This is a genomic window from Myxococcota bacterium, from assembly GCA_035498015.1.
Classification (GTDB): Bacteria; Myxococcota_A; UBA9160; order SZUA-336; family SZUA-336; genus VGRW01.
On sequence record DATKAO010000038.1, the window covers coordinates 1 to 15536 of the forward strand.

The window sequence follows — 15536 nt, forward strand, 5'->3', positions numbered from 1 at the left end:
CGGCGCGAGAACATGACGCGCATGTGGAAGGACCTCGTGCACTTCCAGACCGCGCTGCGCGACTCACAGGAGCGCAGCGACCGCACGACCACCAACGCGCTGGCGTTCTTCATCGGCTCCTACATGAACATGCACCTCGACCCGCTGCTCGACGGCGAGTGGCAGAGCCGCCACCCCGAGCTCTGGGGACTCGACGCCGACCTGCGCCTGGCCAAGGCCGACGTGCTGATCCGCATGAACGACGGCAGCCGCGCCAAGAAGACGCTCGACGAGATCGTGAGCCGCTACAAGGGCCGCGACGACATGCTGGTCCACTACCCGCTGGGCTCCGAGAGCCCGCTCGGCAAGGCGCTCAAGCTCTTGCGCGAACGCACCTAGAGCGCACGCCTCACCCGCACCGGAACTTCAGAGGAAATCGCGATGGCCCTACCCTCGAGTCAAGTCACCATGGTCGCGTTCATGAGCGTGCTCTCGCTCATGGCGATCTGCGTCCCGCTCTGGCGCGGCCTCGCGCTGGCCCTGCGCGCGCGCCGCGCCACGCGCCACTACACGCGCGCGGGGCTGGAGAAGGTGCTGCAGTACGGCCCGAAGGACCCGGGTGACTCGCTCGCGCTGCTCATGCTGCGCGTGCTCACCAAGTCACTGCGCTCGAAGGAGGCGCGCGAGGTGTCGAGCGACTTCGTGGTCGACGCCACCAAGCAGTACGTGGTGCACGAGTACGAGTCGAACTACGCGCGCCCGATCGGCATGTACGCGAACCTGCTGCCGCCCGTGGGCCTCACCGGCAACGCGGTCGGCATGCTCGTGCTCATGGTCTCGAAGCACATCCAGGGCACGCCGCTCGAGCTCGGGGCGCTGGGCCTCGCGCTGATCTCCACGATCTGCGCGCTTCTGGGCTACGCGCTGCTCGAGGCGCTGCGCCTGCGCATCTACGGGCGCCTCCTGCGCTGCCTGGACGAGGTCGTCGGTCTGCACCGCGCCTTCGAGGAGCGCCAGGAAGCCAGCCAGCCGCGCACCGCGCCGCAGCCCGCCTGAGCTACTGCGGGACTCCGGCGATCTCGAGCCGCGGAGTGAAGCCGCGCTCGCGCAGCCGCACCGCTTCGTAGCCGAGTGACGCGATCTCGCGGAAGCCCGTGAGATACACGTCGTAGCGCTGCGCGCCGAACTCGTTCCACTCGACCACCAGCGGGTCGCCGGGCAGGTCGGAGATCTCGGGCAGGAGCTTCTCCGCGGCCTCGCGGCTGTCGCGCGTGGCGACCAGCAGCGCATAGGGCTCGGTCACGAGTGAGCGCAGCGGCTGGATGCGCTGGTTGCGGCGCTGGAACGCCAGCGTGCGCTCCATCTGCTCCGCGCGCTCTTCCGACGGCGAGTGCAGCTGCGTGGCCTGCAGCGAGATCACGAGCCGGCGGCGCTGCACGCGGTCACTCGTCGACCTGAACAGCCAGCCGAGCACGGGGATGTGCCCGAACCAGGGCACGAGCTCGGCGTCGTTCGTGGTCTCGTCGTGCGGCGCCGAGGCGACCAGCACGACCGAGCCGTCGCTGAGCCGCAGCGTGGCTTCGAAGCGGATCTTGTTCACCGTGGGTCCGATGTCGTTCGCCCCGGAGGTCGACGCGGTCGCGGCGACCGCGGAGACCTCGACCGCGACCTCGACCAGCACCAGGTCGTCGGAGACCGAGACCGGCTTCACGCGCAGATCGATCCCCAGGTCCTGGCGCGTGATGTTGAGATTGGTCTGGAAGGCGCTCGACACCACGCCGGGCGTGGTCGTGCTGGTGCTGGGCGGCGGTGTCTGGCTGCCCGTCGCGGAGGTGTTCGCCGCGCCGTTCGTGACCGGGATGGGCACGTTCTCGCCCGCGAAGACGTGCTGCTCCTCGCCGCTCGCGGCGAGCAGATACGGGCTCGACAGCGCGCTGAACTGCACCTCGCCCTGGGCGGCCGTGAACTGCGCGCCGCCGGCGGGCGCGACGATCGTGGTCGGCGTGCCGTCGGGGCCGATCACCGGCAGGAGCAGCGGCTTGCGCGTGAAGCGGGCCAGGAACGGGCCCGCCTTGGTGACTTCCTGCTGGATCAGCGGCGCGGGGTTGCCGAAGGCCGCGAACGCCACCACGTCGTTCACGCTGTCGGGGATGAGCAGCGGCAGGAGCGCGTCGAAGCCGAGGTCGAGCGCGTGAGTCGTCTGCACGTCCCACACGTGCGCCTCGATCGCGATGCGCGCGGGGATGCGGTCGATCTCGGCGATCACCTCGGACAGCAGCGCGAAGGTGCCCGCGTCGGCGAAGATCAGGAGCGAATTCGTCGCCGGGTCCGCCGTGACCGTGAAGGTCTTGCCGGGCAGCTGGCTGACCGAAGCCGTGCGCGCGACCGAGCTCGCGCCCGCCACGCTCGTGCGCGGCGGCTCACCCAGCGAAATACTCGACAGCTGCTGCGCGAGCTGGCTGGCGTCGGCGTTCATCACGCGCACCACGTGCACCTTGCTGTTCGAGCGCTTGGGCACGTCGATCAGCTCGACGTACTTCCGCACCTCGGCCAGGCGCGCGGGACGTGACTGGACGATCAGCGAGTTGGTGTGCGGGTCGACCACCACCTTGAACGGCACCTCGGGCCGCGTGTCGTTCTTGCCGCTCTTGCCCGGCTCGAACACGGTGTCGAGCTGCGTGGCCACCTGGCCGGCGTCGGCCCAGCGCAGCGGGATCACCTGGATCCGCGTCGCGGCGGACTGGTCGAGCGCGCGCATGAGCTCGAGCAGATAGGCGATGCGGTCCTCCGCCGCCGCGATGATCAGGCTGTTGGTCGGCGGGTAGGGGATGACCAGGCTCGAGCGGTCCGACGGCGCCAGCAGCTTGGCCAGGTCGGCCGCGTTGGCCGAAGTCAGACGCACCATGGTGGTGAGCATGCGCTCCGACTGCTCCGACACCGAGCGGTGTGCCCAGGGCGCGCTGCCCTTCGCGGCCTCGATCGGCAGCACCGTGAAGCCCCCGCCGGGCCGCGGCACCGGCGCGTAGCCGATCGACAAGAGGGCTGCGTTCAGCACCTCGAGCGCCTCGGCGCGGCTCACCTTGTCCTCGAGCGCGATCGTCAGGTTGCCGCGCATGCCGGGGTCGACGATGAAGCTCGTGTGAGTCGCGCGTGCGATCGACTCGATGATCGCGCCGGGCTGCGCGTCGCGGAAGTTCAGCAGGAGCTGATCGTCGCCCGCGTCCGAGATGGGCGGAGGCTCCTGCGCGCGCAGCACGGCCGGCGCGAGCGCGAGGCAGAACGCCAGCCAGAACCGCAGCATGCCGCGAGAGTACCGCCGCAGCCGCAGCCGGCTACCACGCCCCAGTCAGGCCGAGCGAAGCCCCGCCCTCCGCGAGGCCCGCAAGCGCCGGAGCGTGGGTCGGGTGCCCACGCGATCATCTGTCAGCCGCGCGCAGTGAGCCGCAGGCGAACGTAGCTCACACGATGGGCTGGAAGGCGACGAGCGCGTCCAGTGCGGCGCCCGAGCCCAGGCCGTTCATCGGCAGCACGCTCGCGAAGTCACCCACGCGGTTGTGGATGGCCAGGTAGTTGAGCACCGCGGCCTGCGCCAGGAGCTCGACGTTGTTCGCGATCGGCGTGGCGGCGGTCTCGACCGATGCGTCCGGTCGCATGTAGCCGATCTGGTGCGCGGTCGCGGTCGTCATGGCCGGGCGGGCGGTCGGGCTGTAGACCAGCATGAAGGTCGCCGCCGTGTCCGAGTTGTCACCCGTCCACTGACCCTTGCCGCGGCCGCCGGTCGAGTTGTCGATCTGGCCGTTCGAGGCGAGTGACCCGTCGGTGATCACGTAGAGCATGAGCGGGGTCGCCTTGCGCGCGGCGTACTCGAGCATGGCGCCCATCATCTGGCCCGCCTGGAAGTCGCGGTCCTCGCCGGTGGCGCGCGTGCCGTCGTGGTAGTCGTAGCCGCCGTTCTCGATCGTGCCCGCGCCCGCGTAGCCCTGGACCACGAGCTTCATCACCGCCGCGGTCTTCTGGAAGCGGCCCTGGTTCATGTCGGCCGCCGTGAAGATCGAGGTGCCGGTGCCGACGATGTCGGTGTCGAGGTTCGGATTCACCACGTCGGGGTTGCCGAATTTCGAGATCAGGTCCGTGGTCTGCACGTAGCCGCAGTGCACGAGCTCCTCGAGGTTCGGATCCTCGGCGATCTTGGTGAGCTTGAGCGCCGTGATGTCCTCGGCCGCCTTGGCGACCTGGCCCGCCTGCGTCTGGTTGAGCAGTGACACGAGCTGGCCGGTGTCGACCAGGCCCGTCGCGTCCTTGGCCGACGTGATCGTGGTCGGCCGCACGGTGGGGTCGATCTGACTCATGGGCGCGGCCGAGTTTCCGCCCGAGTCACTCGGGTCGGTGCCGACCAGCGCGACCAGGTCGCCGTTCGCGCCCGCCTTGTTGATGCCGTACATCGGGTTGTGCGGGTTGTTGCCCGTGTCGTTGTCGGAGCGGGCCACGAAGATGGTGCCGTTCACGTTGGCGCGCGTGGTGGTCGCGGTCTTCGACTGCATGCCGCGCAGGAACGCGCTGTCGGCGTGGAAGGCCAGGCCGAACTCGGTGTTCACCTGGTTCGCGTTGCCCGGCGTCATGCTCGAGGGCAGGCCGAGCTTCGAGTAGCCCGAGGCGGTGAGCAGGTCGAGCTGCCCGCCGGGGCCGCCCACCAGCACGTTGGAGCCTGCGACGTTCGCGCCGCCCGCCAGGTCGAGCACGATGAACGGCACCAGGCCCGCGCCCGCGCGCACCGAGCACACGAAGGTCTGCGCGTTGGCCGAGCGCGCGCCGAACATGCCGAGCACGGTCGGCGCCATGACCAGGCCCAGGCCGCCCAGGAAGCCCTGCGCCAGCATCTGCCGGCGAGTCACCGGCCGCGGGTGTTCGCACAGGTAGAGCGGCGAATCGGGGTGTTTTCGAGTCTTCATCCCAGTGTCCTCTCAGAGTCTCGAATCGAAATCTCAGTTGATCAGCATGGCGCCGCTGGACAGCACCGCCGAGCACACGCCTTTGACGACGTTGCGCGTCGTGCCCGCCGGGCAGGTCGCCGCCGTGCAGCCAGCCGTGAGCTGATCGAACAGCGTGTTCAGCACCGGCCGCACGTCGGTCTGCGCCGGCTGATCGTTCAGGCCCGTGCCGAACATCTTGTCGACCAGCGGGTCGATGATCAGGTCGCGCTTGGCCTGCGAGTTGAACGCCACGTCCGCGGTCGCCGTGAAGTCGAAGCCGGGGAACATCGCGTTGCGCAGCGCCGGCGTCTCGACCATCTGGTCGCAATAGTCGAGTGACAGGCGTGCGATGCCGACCTGCTGCGCGGACACGAAGCTGAACGGGTCGTTGCCGACCGGCAGCTGCGTGATCACGTCGCCGAAGGTGCCGCGCACGGTCGTGTTCGACTGAGTCACGCCGGTGAGCTTCGACATGGTGTCGTTGATCTCGGCGAAGTCGCGCACGCCGATGCCCGGGAAGGGCGTCGCCGGACCCGGAGCCGGCGGCGGGTTCGGACCGAGGTCCGCGATCGGCAGGCTGTTCGAGCCCAGCGTGTCGAAGAACACGAAGAACGTGTCCTGGTCGGCGCCCAGGTCCTTGGGCACGACCTGGCACTGGTTCGAAAGCTGCGTCTGACCGCCGCTCGTGATCGGGATGTTCAGGGTGCGGAAGCTCTGGCTGGCGACCGGCGCGACGCCGTTCACTGCGATGCGGATGGTCTGCACCGAGAAATTGCTCTTGCCCTGGGCGTTGAGCAGCGGCGCGCAGAACAGGTAGCTGTACGCGTCGAACTCACTCACCTGGAACTGGATCCAGGAGCCGTTGCCCAGCGCCGTGTCCAGGCCGAAGCGCAGCGTGAACTTCTGACTCGCGCCCGCGAGGTAGTTCTGCATGATCTGCGCGTCGGTCAGCGCGGCCTTGAAGATCGCCACGGACTTGACCACGCCCGCCCAGCGGCGCGAGCCGTTGGTCTCGCTGCCGATCGAGAAGTTGTAAGTCGGGTTCCAGTTGACGAGCAGGTCGGCGCCCGTGGCGTCGGCGTCGTCGGTGAAGACGCCGTTCACGTACATGCGCCGGCCGTGCGTCTGGTCGTAAGTCAGCACGGCGTGCTGCAGGTTGGCCTGCAGGTCCTGGTCGTCGGGGTTGGTCGCGAACTGCGGCATGCCGTTCGCGTCGACCTTCATCGACTTGGAGCGGTTGCGCGCCACGTACTGATACATCGCCTGGCCCAGCATGACGTTGTGCTTGTCGCCGCCGCCGCCATAGCTCAGGATGCGCGCGGGCGCGTCGACCGTGCCCTGCGTGGTGTTCGCCGGAATCACCCAGGCCTCGATCGAGTACTCCTGCGAGCCGCTGCCCGAGGCGATCTCGTTGTAGATCTTCACCGCGTCGTTCGGATCGGCCATCGCGGCGCCCTTGGTGAACGCCACGCCGCCGCCGGACTGCCAGGCGTAGTCACCCGACAGGGTCAGGTTCATGGTCGGGCCCACCGTCGCGCTGTCCGAGGCGATCGTCCCGGTGCCTTCCTCGAACTTCCAGTGCGCGATCATGCCGCCCTGGAAGCGCCCGCTGTCCATGCGCGTGGCGTTCAGGAAGGTGCGGCCTTCGCTGGTGACCACGCCCTGCGGAGTCACGGCGTTCGGGTCGTTCGGGTCGGGCGGGGTCGTGCTGACCACCGCGTCGGCCCAGGCCTGGATCGCGGCCTGCATGTCGGCCGCGTTCGAGTCGCAGTTGCTCCAGCAGAAGTGCTTGTCGTCCGCGAGCCGGCGCACGAGGCGCGAACGGCCCGGGTTGAGCAGCTGCACCTTCTGGTTGTCGACCACCGCGCGGAACGCAGTCTCCGGGTCGGGGTGGGCGATGTGCGGGAAGCCCGGGCCCGAGCCCGCGTGACACTGCACGCAGTACTTGCGAGTCAGTACGTAGACACCGGCCTCGAACGCGGCCTCGCCCGCGGCGCCGCCGCCGCCGGGCACGCCGATGCCGACGCCGGCGCCGCCGGTGCCGCTGCCGCCTTCGTTCGCGTTGGTCGGGGCCGCACCGATCGAGCGGCCGTCGCCGCTTCCGCCGCCACCGCCGCAGCCCGCCGCCACGAGGGCGAGGGCCAGCGCCGTGAGAATGACTGCTTTTCGCGTGGTCATCGGCTTAGTTCCCCATGCAATACGCGGCGGTCTCCGCGAAGACCCGCTTCATGCTGTAGTTGTTGGCCTCGAACACGTCGGCGATCTGTGAGACCGCCGTGAAGTCCGCGGCCGACTGAGGCGCGTGCTGACACACGCGCGTGAAGACCTTCTGCACCTGGCACTCGGAGAAGGCGCGGCTCATGCCGACCTCCTGGCCGAGTGTCTGCGCGCCGTGACCCATGGCGTTCGGGCCGCGCCAGCCCAGGTTCGAGTTCGGCCCCACGCGCCACAGGTTCCACCAGGTGTCGTCGGTGGTGACGTGTCCGCCGGGGAAGTTCGTCGCGTTGATCAGGAACTTGGGCTGCACCTGGCCGCGCGTGAACACCATGCGCATGGCCTGGTCGTCCCACTGGTAGTAGGCGAACGCGCCCGCGAGCGCGTCCATGCCCGAGTGACAGCCCACGCAGGTGTTGTGGAAGATGCGCGAGTCACCGCCCGGGCTGCGCGTCACGTCCTGGCGGATGTAGTCCGCGGGCCGGGTGATGTCGTTCAGCTGCTCCATGTCGCGACACAGGAAGTTGATCGCGGTGAAGCGCCACATGCGGCGGTTGGTGCCGGCCGAGAAGTAGGCCTGGGCGCCGGCGCGGGTCGTGATCACGCCCGCCGCCTCGGTCGACATGATCTGCGCGCCCGGCAGCGTGGACTGCGGCACGCCGTGCAGGTTGGCCGGGTTCGACAGGTCCACCATCTGCTGCTGGAGCTGCAGATAGTGGTTGTTGTCGGTCGGCGAGTACGGCGCGGAAACCACGCCGTTGGGCGCCACGTAGATCAGGTCCGCCGACAGCACCGTGTTGAACGGGACGTCGTCGCGGATCATGCCGATCACCGTGGCGGTGTAGTCGTTCAGGTCCACGAACACCGACCGCGGCACGTTCGTCCAAGGCGCCGCGAAGTTCTTCAGCGCCGAGTTGTAGAAGGTGGGGTCGGCCATGGCGGTGTAGGCGGCGGCGATCGGGTCACCGCCGACGATCTGAGACTCCATGGTCGACAGCACGGCGTCCGAGGGCGGCGCACCCACGATGCGGTCGTGGATGCGCTTGGCCTGGTCCCGCTCGGTAGGGCCGGCAACCGCGGACTGGGCGAAGAGCACGGTCAGGCTCAACGCCAGCACCGCGCCGGCTCCCCGGCTGCACAAACTCGAAAGGCGATCCATCACTGCTCCTGGCGCACGTGTCGGCGTCTGTGCACCGATTGCGCTCGGACCCACTCATCGGCCTGGCGCACACGTCACCTTCGTGAGACAGGTCACCAAATTGGCGACAGCGAACCCGGCCCTGCAGATAGGGCCGGAGTTGCGCGCCTGCTGCTCGGAAAGCTCCGTGCAACTGCGGTGAGGCGAGTCACAAGCCCCACGCCAATTCGGTCGATGAACACGGAATCGCAGTCTCACGAAGAGGCCGGCAATCCATGTGCAAGAACCGAGGACTCGTCCGCGCGCTGTTGCTTTCCGCCGCCCTGCTGGCGTTCGGGCTCGCGCCCGGCGCGGCGCGGGCCGTCGAGGCCGGGCAGACCGCCCCGTCCTTCTCGGCGCACGCCCTGGAGGGTGACTCGACCCTGAGTCTCTCCGCCTACAAGGGCAAGGTGGTGTTCCTCGACTTCTGGGCCTCGTGGTGCGGGCCGTGCCAGAGCGCGATGCCGGTGATCGAATCACTGCGCAACGAGTTCCCCGCGGACCAGTTCCAGGTGCTGGCGATCAACGTCGACCAGGACCCGAGCAAGGCCAAGGCCTTCCTCGAGCGGCGCAAGGTCGGCTACCCGAGCGTCTCGGACCCCGAGGGCCGGCTGCCCGCGACCTACGGGCTCAAGACCATGCCGACCTCCTATCTGATCGACCGCAACGGCGTCGTTCGTTACGTGCACGCCGGCTTCCGCGCCAGCGACGTCGAGGGCCTGCGCAACGAGATCCGCGCGCTGCTGGGCTCGCCCGCGCTGCCGGCTTCGCCCGAGGCCAAGCGATGAAGAGACTCACTCGCGCCGCACTGCTGGGGCTGTGTCTCGTGTCGCAGAGCGGCTGCGCGAGCCTGGGCTGGCAGTGGGACAAGTGGTGGTCCGACGTGAAGCTCCCGGACTTCCCGGCCTTCGACGAATACACGGAGAGCCCCAAGAGCTACGTGACGATCGCGCTCGAGCACGACTTCTTGGTGCGCGTGAAGCCCTGGGAGCGCGCGGTCCTGGCGCGCCACGACATGGCCTGGGATCCGGACGCGCTCGAGGCGGCGCGGCGCAATCACACGTTCTTCAGCAAGGAAGCCTCGATGCCCGGCGGCAGCGCCGGCGGCGGGGGCTGCGGCTGCAACTAGCAGCCGAGTGACCGGGACCGCGACGGAGGGGTGGTGAGATGAGACGCTCTCGCAGGGAGAGCCGCCGGGAACGCGCGGCGCTGCGCGCGCTGACCTCGAGCGCGCTCGCGCTGCTCGGCGCGGCCGGCAAGGCCTCGGCCGACACGGCCATCGACCACTACGAGACCTCTTACAGCTTCTCGACCTACTCCGAGGACAAGCTCGAGAGCTCGAAGACCATCCCCGGCGGCGAGCGCAAGCGCTACGACATCCAGACCCAGCAGGCCTCGCTCGCCGCGCCGATCACCGAGTGGCTCGACATGTCGATGCTGGTCACGCACGAGACCATGACCGGCGCGAGCCCCTGGTACACCACGCCCGACGCGGCCGGCTCACCGATCCAGATCATGTCGGGCGCGACCATCCAGGACACGCGCAACGACCTCTCGCTGCACGGCAACTACTACACCGACGAGGGCCGCCTGGGCTTCGGCGGCGGCTACTCGAAGGAGAACGACTACACGGCGCTCTCCTTCAACACCGATGGCGAGCTGCACTTCAACGAGAAGAACACCACGCTGTCCGGCGGCCTGGGCTCGTCGTTCGACACCATCCAGCCCACCGACGCCGACAAGTACCCGACGCGCCCCGACTACAAGTCGAAGCAGAGTTACTCGGGCTTCGTGGGCCTGTCGCAGGTCTTCGACCGGCGCTCGATCCTGGAAGGCAGCTTCACCTACAACTACAACCGCGGCTATCTCTCGGACCCGTACAAGCAGGTGTTCCAGATCGGCGGCGTGCAGAACTACGGCGACTTCCGGCCGGACTCGCGCCACCAGTTCGCCTTCCTCGCGCGCTTCAACCGGCACCTCGAGGAGACCGAGTCGACGATCCACCTGTCGTACCAGTACTACATCGACACCTGGGGGATCTCGTCGCACACCGGCGAGCTCGACTGGTACCAGAGCTTCGGTGACTCGCTGCAGATCGCGCCGCACGTCCGCTACTACTCGCAGAGCAAGTCGGACTTCTACGTGCCGTACCTGAAGTTCGGGCAGAAGGCGCCGGAGAACATGTCGAGCGACTACCGGCTGTCGGCGTACGGCGCGCTGTCGTTCGGCGTCAAGGCCGAGTATCTGTTCCACACGCCCTGGTTCCGCGACATCGAGTGGCGCGGGAACGTCTCGGTCGAGCGCTACCTGTCGAGCGGAGACTTCTCGCTCACCAGCGTGTCGGTGGCCGCGCCGGGCCTGGTCAGCTTCACCGTCTTCAGCGTCGGAATAGACGCCAAGTTCTAGCGGCCGATGCTGCTCGGCCACTACCCGTTCCGAGCGCTGGGCAGCCCGTGCGAGCTGCACCTGTGGGGTGAGTCGCGCGGCGAGGTCGACGCCGTGGCCGAGGCGGCCCGGGCGCTGGTGCTGCGCATCGAGCGCAAGTACTCGCGCTACCGCGACGACAGCGTGGTGAGCGAGATCAACCGGAGCTCGGGTGACTCGCGCGGGGTCGAGGTCGACGACGAGACCGCGAAGCTCCTGGACTACGCCGCCACCGCTTGGCAGCACAGCGGCGGGCTGTTCGACGTGACCTCGGGCAGCCTGCGCAAGGTCTGGGACTTCAAGTCGGGCCGCGTGCCGCAGCAGGACGAGGTGGCCGACGCGCTCTCGCGCGTGGGCTGGGCGCGCGTGCGCTGGCGCCGGCCGCGCATCGTGCTGCCGGTCGCGGGCATGGAGCTCGACTTCGGCGGCTTCGGCAAGGAGTGGGCAGTCGACGCCGTCAGCGATCTGTGTCGCGCGCGCGGCGTGCGCCATGGCCTGGTCGACCTGGGCGGCGACCTGCGCGCGATCGGCCCGCACCCCGACGGCCGCCCCTGGCTCGTGGGCATCCGCGACCCGCGCGCGCCGGAGCGCGCGCTCGCCAGCCTGCCGCTCGTAGACCACGGGCTGGCCACCAGCGGCGACTACGAGCGCTGCATGGTGGTCGACGGCGTGCGCTACACGCACATCCTCGACCCGCGCACCGGCTGGCCCGTGCGCGGCCTGCGCAGCGCGAGCGTGATCGCTCCGCAGTGTCTCGTGGCGGGCACGGCCACGACCATCGCGCTGCTAAAGGGCGCGCCCGAAGGCGAACGCTTCCTCGATGGCCTCGGCCTGCCGAGCCTGCGCGTGGACGAGGACGGGCGAGTCAGCGGGTCCCTGGCTTCCCGAGCTCCGGGCAGTGCACCCCGGCGCACTGCTCCTTCACGCGCTTCGCGAGGTCCGTGACTCCGCAGCGGCTCTGGACCAGGAGCGTGACTTCCCGCATCTGGTCGCGCATGCGTCCCAGCAGCGCGACCGGCGCGTCGCGCTCGGCCCAGCCGTAGTGCGCGAAGAACGGCGGCGTGCCGCGGGGAGAGACCTGCATGCCGTATCTCGTGCCGCCGCGCAGATACTCCACGATCCAGTCGCCGCGCTCGTCGCGCTCGGATACCGAGCCCGGATCGGCCACCGACTGCGCGACCTCGCGCACGCAGGCGCGCTCCGGCGGCGCGGGGATCTCGGCGAACTGGAAGAAGCCCTGGTGGGGCGGAGCGCAGGCGGCGAGCGCAACGCTGCCTGCGAGCCCGAGGACGATCCGGCGAACCACGCGGCGATTCTAGCGCCGGGTCGAGTGTCCGATGCGCAGCAGGTGGCCGTCGGGGTCGCGCAGCGAGAACTCGCGCGTGCCCCAGGGCGTCGACGCGATCGGCTCCTCGATGTCGGCGTTGCGCTCGCGGCACAGCGCGTAGGCGAAGTCGGCGTCGTCGACCAGCACGCAGCAGGTGGCGGAGGCGCGCGGCGCGTCCGAGCGCGCGAGAAAGAGCTCGACGCCGCGGCCGCGCATGGCGCCGAAGCTCTCGCCGCGCGTCCAGGCGATCTCCAGCCCCAGCACGTCGCGGTACCACGCCTGCGAGCGGGCCACGTCGGCCACCGGCAGCTGAGGCGCGATCCCCCTCCACATGTCTCGACTATCGGCTGCGGTCAGGGTCGCTGGAGTGACCCGGGCTGCACGATGACCACGGTGGGCATGCCATGGCGTTCGATGTCGAGCTTCACCGGCTGGCTGAAGGTCAGCCCGCGCGCCACGTTCATCGCGCGGCCGCTGGAGTCGATCGGCGTGCCCTGGATCGCCACGACCACGTCGTCGCTCTGCAGGCCGAGTCTCTCGATCATGCTGTCGGGCATGATGTTCATGACCGCCACGCCGCGCAGCTTGCCGTCGTTGTCCATCACCGGCGCGAAGCGCGCCTGAGCCGCCAGGTCGGCGAGCACCTGGTCGTTGCTCCGAGCCTGGTCGCGCTCGCTCGGCTTGGAGCCGGGCGCGCTGGCGGCGCCGCGGCGCGCCGAAGCGCCGCTGGCGGCGCGGGCCGAGGGCCGGCTCGGGATTCCGGCGCCGGGGCGTCCGCCCGGGGCGCTGGCCGGCGGATTGGGGCCGTAGGCGGCGGGCGCGGGCGCCGCGGGCAGGCTGCCCCCGCCGCCGACCGCGCCGACCGAGACACTGGCCAGGGTGAGTGTCTCGTTCTGCCCGCGGCGGCGCAGCACGACCGCCTCGGGCTGGATCTCGACCACCTCGGCGCCGGCCACGTCCATGCCGATGCGCACCACCTGCTGGCTGCCGCCGACGCTGATCACGGCCTGCGAGCTGCGCGGGTCGCTCGAGACGATCGTGCCGAGCAGGCGCGCGCCGGAACGCGATTCGGCCGCGCGCGCGCCGTCGAGTGCCGCGAGCGAGAGCACGGCCACGAGCGCCGCCCGCGCCAGCGAGTCACGCACCGCGGGCGTCTCCGGGCTGCAGCGCCTCGAGCAGCGCGTCGATCGTGAGCAGCTCCGAGAGCACGCGCGGCGCCGCGGGTGACTCGGGCCGGTAGACGAGATACATGGGCACGCCGGCGCGCCCGAAGCGCGCCAGCTCCTGGCGGATGCCTTCGTCGCGCAGGGTCCAGTCGGCCTTGAACAGCGCGAAGCCGCCGCGCGCCAGCTCGGCCTGCACGCGCGCGTCGCGGATCACCGTGTGCTCGTTCAGCGCGCAGGTGAGACACCAGGCCGCTGTGAAATCCACGAACACCGGCCGGCCCTCGCGCAGCTCGGCGGCGATCGCCTGCCGGTCGAAGGCGCGCCAGCCCGCAGCCGACTCCGAGCGACTCGGGTCGGGCGCGGCGGCCTGCGCGCGGAAGACCGGGCGCCCGACGAACAGCGCGAGCGCGGCGACCCCGGCGGCGAGCGCGAGCCCGCGGCCCGCGCGGTCCGACGCTTGCTGCAGCCCGTAGAGCCAGCACGCGAGCGCGAGCGCGAGACACAGGCCGAGCGCGCCCGCGAGCGCATCGGCGCCCGCCGTGCGGCCGAAGATCGAGACCGTCCAGAGCGCGCTCGCCAGCAGCGCGAAGCCCAGCCCCGTGCGCAGCGTGCCCATCCACGGGCCCGAGCGCGGCATGAAGCGCGCAGTCACCGGCGCGAGCGCCACCAGACACACCGGCGCCGCCAGACCGAAGCCGATCGCCAGGAAGATGGCCGCGATCGTGACTCCCGAGCCCGCGAACGCGAAGCCCACGGCCGTGCCCAGGAACGGCGCCGTGCACGGCGTGGCCAGCACCACGGCCAGCAGCCCGTCGAAGAAGCTCCGGCCCACGCCGGTCGCGTTCTGACCCACGTGGGCGAGCGACGACGGCGAGCCGATCTCGAACACGCCGAACAGGTTGAGCGCGAAGCCGACCAGGAGCAGCGTGATGGCCAGCGTGAAGCGCGGCTCCTGGAACTGGAAGCCCCAGCCCACGTAGGTGCCCGCGGAGCGCAGCGCCAGCACCACGCCGGCGAGCGCCAGCATGGTGAGCTCGATGCCCGCGAAGTAGCCCGCCGCGTGCGCGACGGTCTCGCGGCGGCTCTGCCGGCCGATGTCGGCCAGCGCGAACACCTTGAGCGCCAGCACCGGCAGCACGCACGGCATGCCGTTCAGGATCAGCCCGCCGAGCAGCGCGAGCGCGAACGCGTAGCCGAGCGAGTGCGATGCCCCAGCCGCCGAGTCACTGGCCGCGAGCGGCAGGTCGAGCTGCACGAAGCGCGCGCCGCCGCCACTCTCGCGCAGCTCGAGCACGCCCGCGACGCGCGCGTCGGGCAGCCGGTCGGCGAGTGACTTGCCCAGGACCGCGAGCGTGAACGCGCGCGCGCCGGGCGTGGCTGGCCCGCTGGTCGTGTCCGAGAACGCGAGCCCCTCGCTGGCCTCGGGAATGAACGCCGCCGACTCCACGCCGCACTCGACGCCCGAGTCACTCGTGCCGCACGGGTGCACCGTGAGCCGCGCCGACACGGGCTCGCCCGCGCGCGCCGCCAGCTGCACGTCGTTCACACCCACCGCCACGCCCAGCGCCGCCGCGGGCCGGGGCACGCGCGCGGCGAAGCGCTCGAACAGCGCGTGCGTGCGCCGCGCCAGCTCGGGCGAGCCGGAGCCCGCCAGCGCGCGGTCGAGGTCGCGCGAGAGCGAGACGCGGCCGGGAATGCACTGGTCCTTGCAGACGAGGAAGTCGGTCTCGACCCGCACGGCGCGCGGCCCGCCCGGGGGCGCGAGCCGCACCAGGTCACTCGCCAGGAGCACCGAGTCGGTGTAGCCGTAGCTCGACTGGGCGAGCTCCTCGTCGCGGAACACTTCGGGCGCGGGCCAGGCCAGCGGCCCGAGCTCGGCGCCATCCACCTGCCAGCGCACGCGCGTGGCCAGGCCCGAGTCTCCGGGGTTGCGCCAGTACACGTGCCAGCCGGGGTCCATGTGGAACAGCGCGCCCACGCGCGCCAGCCGCCCCGGGGCGGGCGTGGCGTCGATCAAGAGCCGCACCTCGACGCGCGGCTTCACGTCGTCGGAGCCGGAGACGGCGACCGCGGCGGGCGGCACGGGGATCGGCGGCTCGGCGCGCGCGCCCAGCGGCGCAGAGAGCGCCCAGGCGGCGGCGAGCAGCCACAGGCGAGTGACGGGTGCTCCCATTCAGGAACACATCGGCGCGGCGTGGGGCGGCGCTTGTGATCCATGAACGCTCAGCTCGGGTCATTCCGTGCGCAAGTCGGCGGAGGGAAACGACGATCCGAAAGGG

Annotated in this window: 14 protein-coding genes; 6 read left to right on the top strand and 8 right to left on the bottom strand. The window is 70.5% G+C overall.

The window, feature by feature from the left end:
- Window positions 1-378, top strand: a 378-nt coding sequence (locus tag VMR86_03050) for a hypothetical protein (GenBank protein ID HTO06009.1), incomplete at its 5' end; no start/stop codon positions are given.
- Between the two features lie 42 nt (window positions 379-420).
- Window positions 421-1035 (top strand): hypothetical protein, encoded by a 615-nt coding sequence (locus tag VMR86_03055; GenBank protein ID HTO06010.1) that lies wholly within the window; start codon window positions 421-423, stop codon window positions 1033-1035.
- A gap of 1 nt (window position 1036) precedes the next feature.
- Here the strand turns inward: VMR86_03055 and VMR86_03060 are convergent, their stop codons facing one another.
- From VMR86_03060 to VMR86_03075, 4 genes are all read right to left on the bottom strand, one after another.
- Window positions 1037-3280 carry a secretin N-terminal domain-containing protein gene (locus VMR86_03060; GenBank protein ID HTO06011.1) on the bottom strand — a complete coding sequence of 748 codons (2244 nt, stop codon included), beginning with the start codon at window positions 3278-3280 and terminating at the stop codon, window positions 1037-1039.
- Window positions 3281-3437: 157 nt separating this feature from the next.
- Window positions 3438-4928 carry a hypothetical protein gene (locus tag VMR86_03065; GenBank protein HTO06012.1) on the bottom strand — a complete coding sequence of 497 codons (1491 nt, stop codon included), beginning with the start codon at window positions 4926-4928 and terminating at the stop codon, window positions 3438-3440.
- Window positions 4929-4961: 33 nt separating this feature from the next.
- On the bottom strand, window positions 4962-7127 hold the full coding sequence (locus VMR86_03070) for a LamG domain-containing protein (GenBank protein ID HTO06013.1): 2166 nt from the start codon (window positions 7125-7127) through the stop codon (window positions 4962-4964).
- 4 nt (window positions 7128-7131) lie between these two features.
- Complete coding sequence (locus VMR86_03075; GenBank protein HTO06014.1) at window positions 7132-8280, bottom strand: hypothetical protein; 1149 nt, start codon at window positions 8278-8280, stop codon at window positions 7132-7134.
- A 296-nt stretch (window positions 8281-8576) separates the two neighbouring features.
- Here VMR86_03075 and VMR86_03080 point away from each other — a divergent pair, with 296 nt between their 5' ends.
- The 4 genes from VMR86_03080 to VMR86_03095 are packed head-to-tail and all read left to right on the top strand — an operon-like array spanning window position 8577 to window position 11709.
- A complete protein-coding gene (locus tag VMR86_03080; GenBank protein ID HTO06015.1) occupies window positions 8577-9128 on the top strand; it encodes a TlpA disulfide reductase family protein in 552 nt (183 codons plus the stop codon).
- Window positions 9125-9469 (top strand): DUF4266 domain-containing protein, encoded by a 345-nt coding sequence (locus tag VMR86_03085; protein HTO06016.1) that lies wholly within the window; start codon window positions 9125-9127, stop codon window positions 9467-9469. Before VMR86_03080 ends, VMR86_03085 begins: the two co-directional genes overlap by 4 nt.
- A 38-nt stretch (window positions 9470-9507) precedes the next feature.
- Complete coding sequence (locus tag VMR86_03090) at window positions 9508-10746, top strand: DUF3570 domain-containing protein (GenBank protein HTO06017.1); 1239 nt, start codon at window positions 9508-9510, stop codon at window positions 10744-10746.
- 6 nt (window positions 10747-10752) lie between these two features.
- On the top strand, window positions 10753-11709 hold the full coding sequence (locus VMR86_03095) for an FAD:protein FMN transferase (protein HTO06018.1): 957 nt from the start codon (window positions 10753-10755) through the stop codon (window positions 11707-11709).
- Here VMR86_03095 and VMR86_03100 read toward each other — a convergent pair.
- The 4 genes from VMR86_03100 to VMR86_03115 are packed head-to-tail and all read right to left on the bottom strand — an operon-like array spanning window position 11630 to window position 15430.
- The gene (locus tag VMR86_03100) at window positions 11630-12070 is read right to left on the bottom strand and encodes a hypothetical protein (protein HTO06019.1); all 441 of its coding nucleotides are present in this window, start codon (window positions 12068-12070) and stop codon (window positions 11630-11632) included. The two genes, VMR86_03095 and VMR86_03100, sit on opposite strands and share 80 nt — an antisense overlap.
- 9 nt (window positions 12071-12079) lie before the next feature.
- The gene (locus tag VMR86_03105; GenBank protein ID HTO06020.1) at window positions 12080-12424 is read right to left on the bottom strand and encodes a VOC family protein; all 345 of its coding nucleotides are present in this window, start codon (window positions 12422-12424) and stop codon (window positions 12080-12082) included.
- 20 nt (window positions 12425-12444) lie between these two features.
- A complete protein-coding gene (locus tag VMR86_03110) occupies window positions 12445-13236 on the bottom strand; it encodes a type II secretion system protein N (GenBank protein ID HTO06021.1) in 792 nt (263 codons plus the stop codon).
- Entirely contained in the window at window positions 13229-15430 is a 2202-nt protein-coding gene (locus VMR86_03115; protein HTO06022.1) for a thioredoxin family protein, read from the bottom strand. Before VMR86_03115 ends, VMR86_03110 begins: the two co-directional genes overlap by 8 nt.
- Window positions 15431-15536 lie beyond the last annotated feature (106 nt).

Excerpts from the sequence above, each read along its gene's own strand:
- VMR86_03080 (HTO06015.1), top strand. The coding sequence starts at position 8,577 with ATGTGCAAGAACCGAGGACTCGTCCGCGCGCTGTTGCTTTCCGCCGCC.
- VMR86_03105 (HTO06020.1), bottom strand. The coding sequence starts at position 12,424 with ATGTGGAGGGGGATCGCGCCTCAGCTGCCGGTGGCCGACGTGGCCCGC.
- VMR86_03055 (HTO06010.1), top strand. The coding sequence starts at position 421 with ATGGCCCTACCCTCGAGTCAAGTCACCATGGTCGCGTTCATGAGCGTG.
- VMR86_03090 (HTO06017.1), top strand. The coding sequence starts at position 9,508 with ATGAGACGCTCTCGCAGGGAGAGCCGCCGGGAACGCGCGGCGCTGCGC.
- VMR86_03060 (HTO06011.1), bottom strand. The coding sequence starts at position 3,280 with ATGCTGCGGTTCTGGCTGGCGTTCTGCCTCGCGCTCGCGCCGGCCGTG.
- VMR86_03115 (HTO06022.1), bottom strand. The coding sequence starts at position 15,430 with ATGGGAGCACCCGTCACTCGCCTGTGGCTGCTCGCCGCCGCCTGGGCG.
- VMR86_03070 (HTO06013.1), bottom strand. The coding sequence starts at position 7,127 with ATGACCACGCGAAAAGCAGTCATTCTCACGGCGCTGGCCCTCGCCCTC.
- VMR86_03085 (HTO06016.1), top strand. The coding sequence starts at position 9,125 with ATGAAGAGACTCACTCGCGCCGCACTGCTGGGGCTGTGTCTCGTGTCG.
- VMR86_03095 (HTO06018.1), top strand. The coding sequence starts at position 10,753 with ATGCTGCTCGGCCACTACCCGTTCCGAGCGCTGGGCAGCCCGTGCGAG.
- VMR86_03065 (HTO06012.1), bottom strand. The coding sequence starts at position 4,928 with ATGAAGACTCGAAAACACCCCGATTCGCCGCTCTACCTGTGCGAACAC.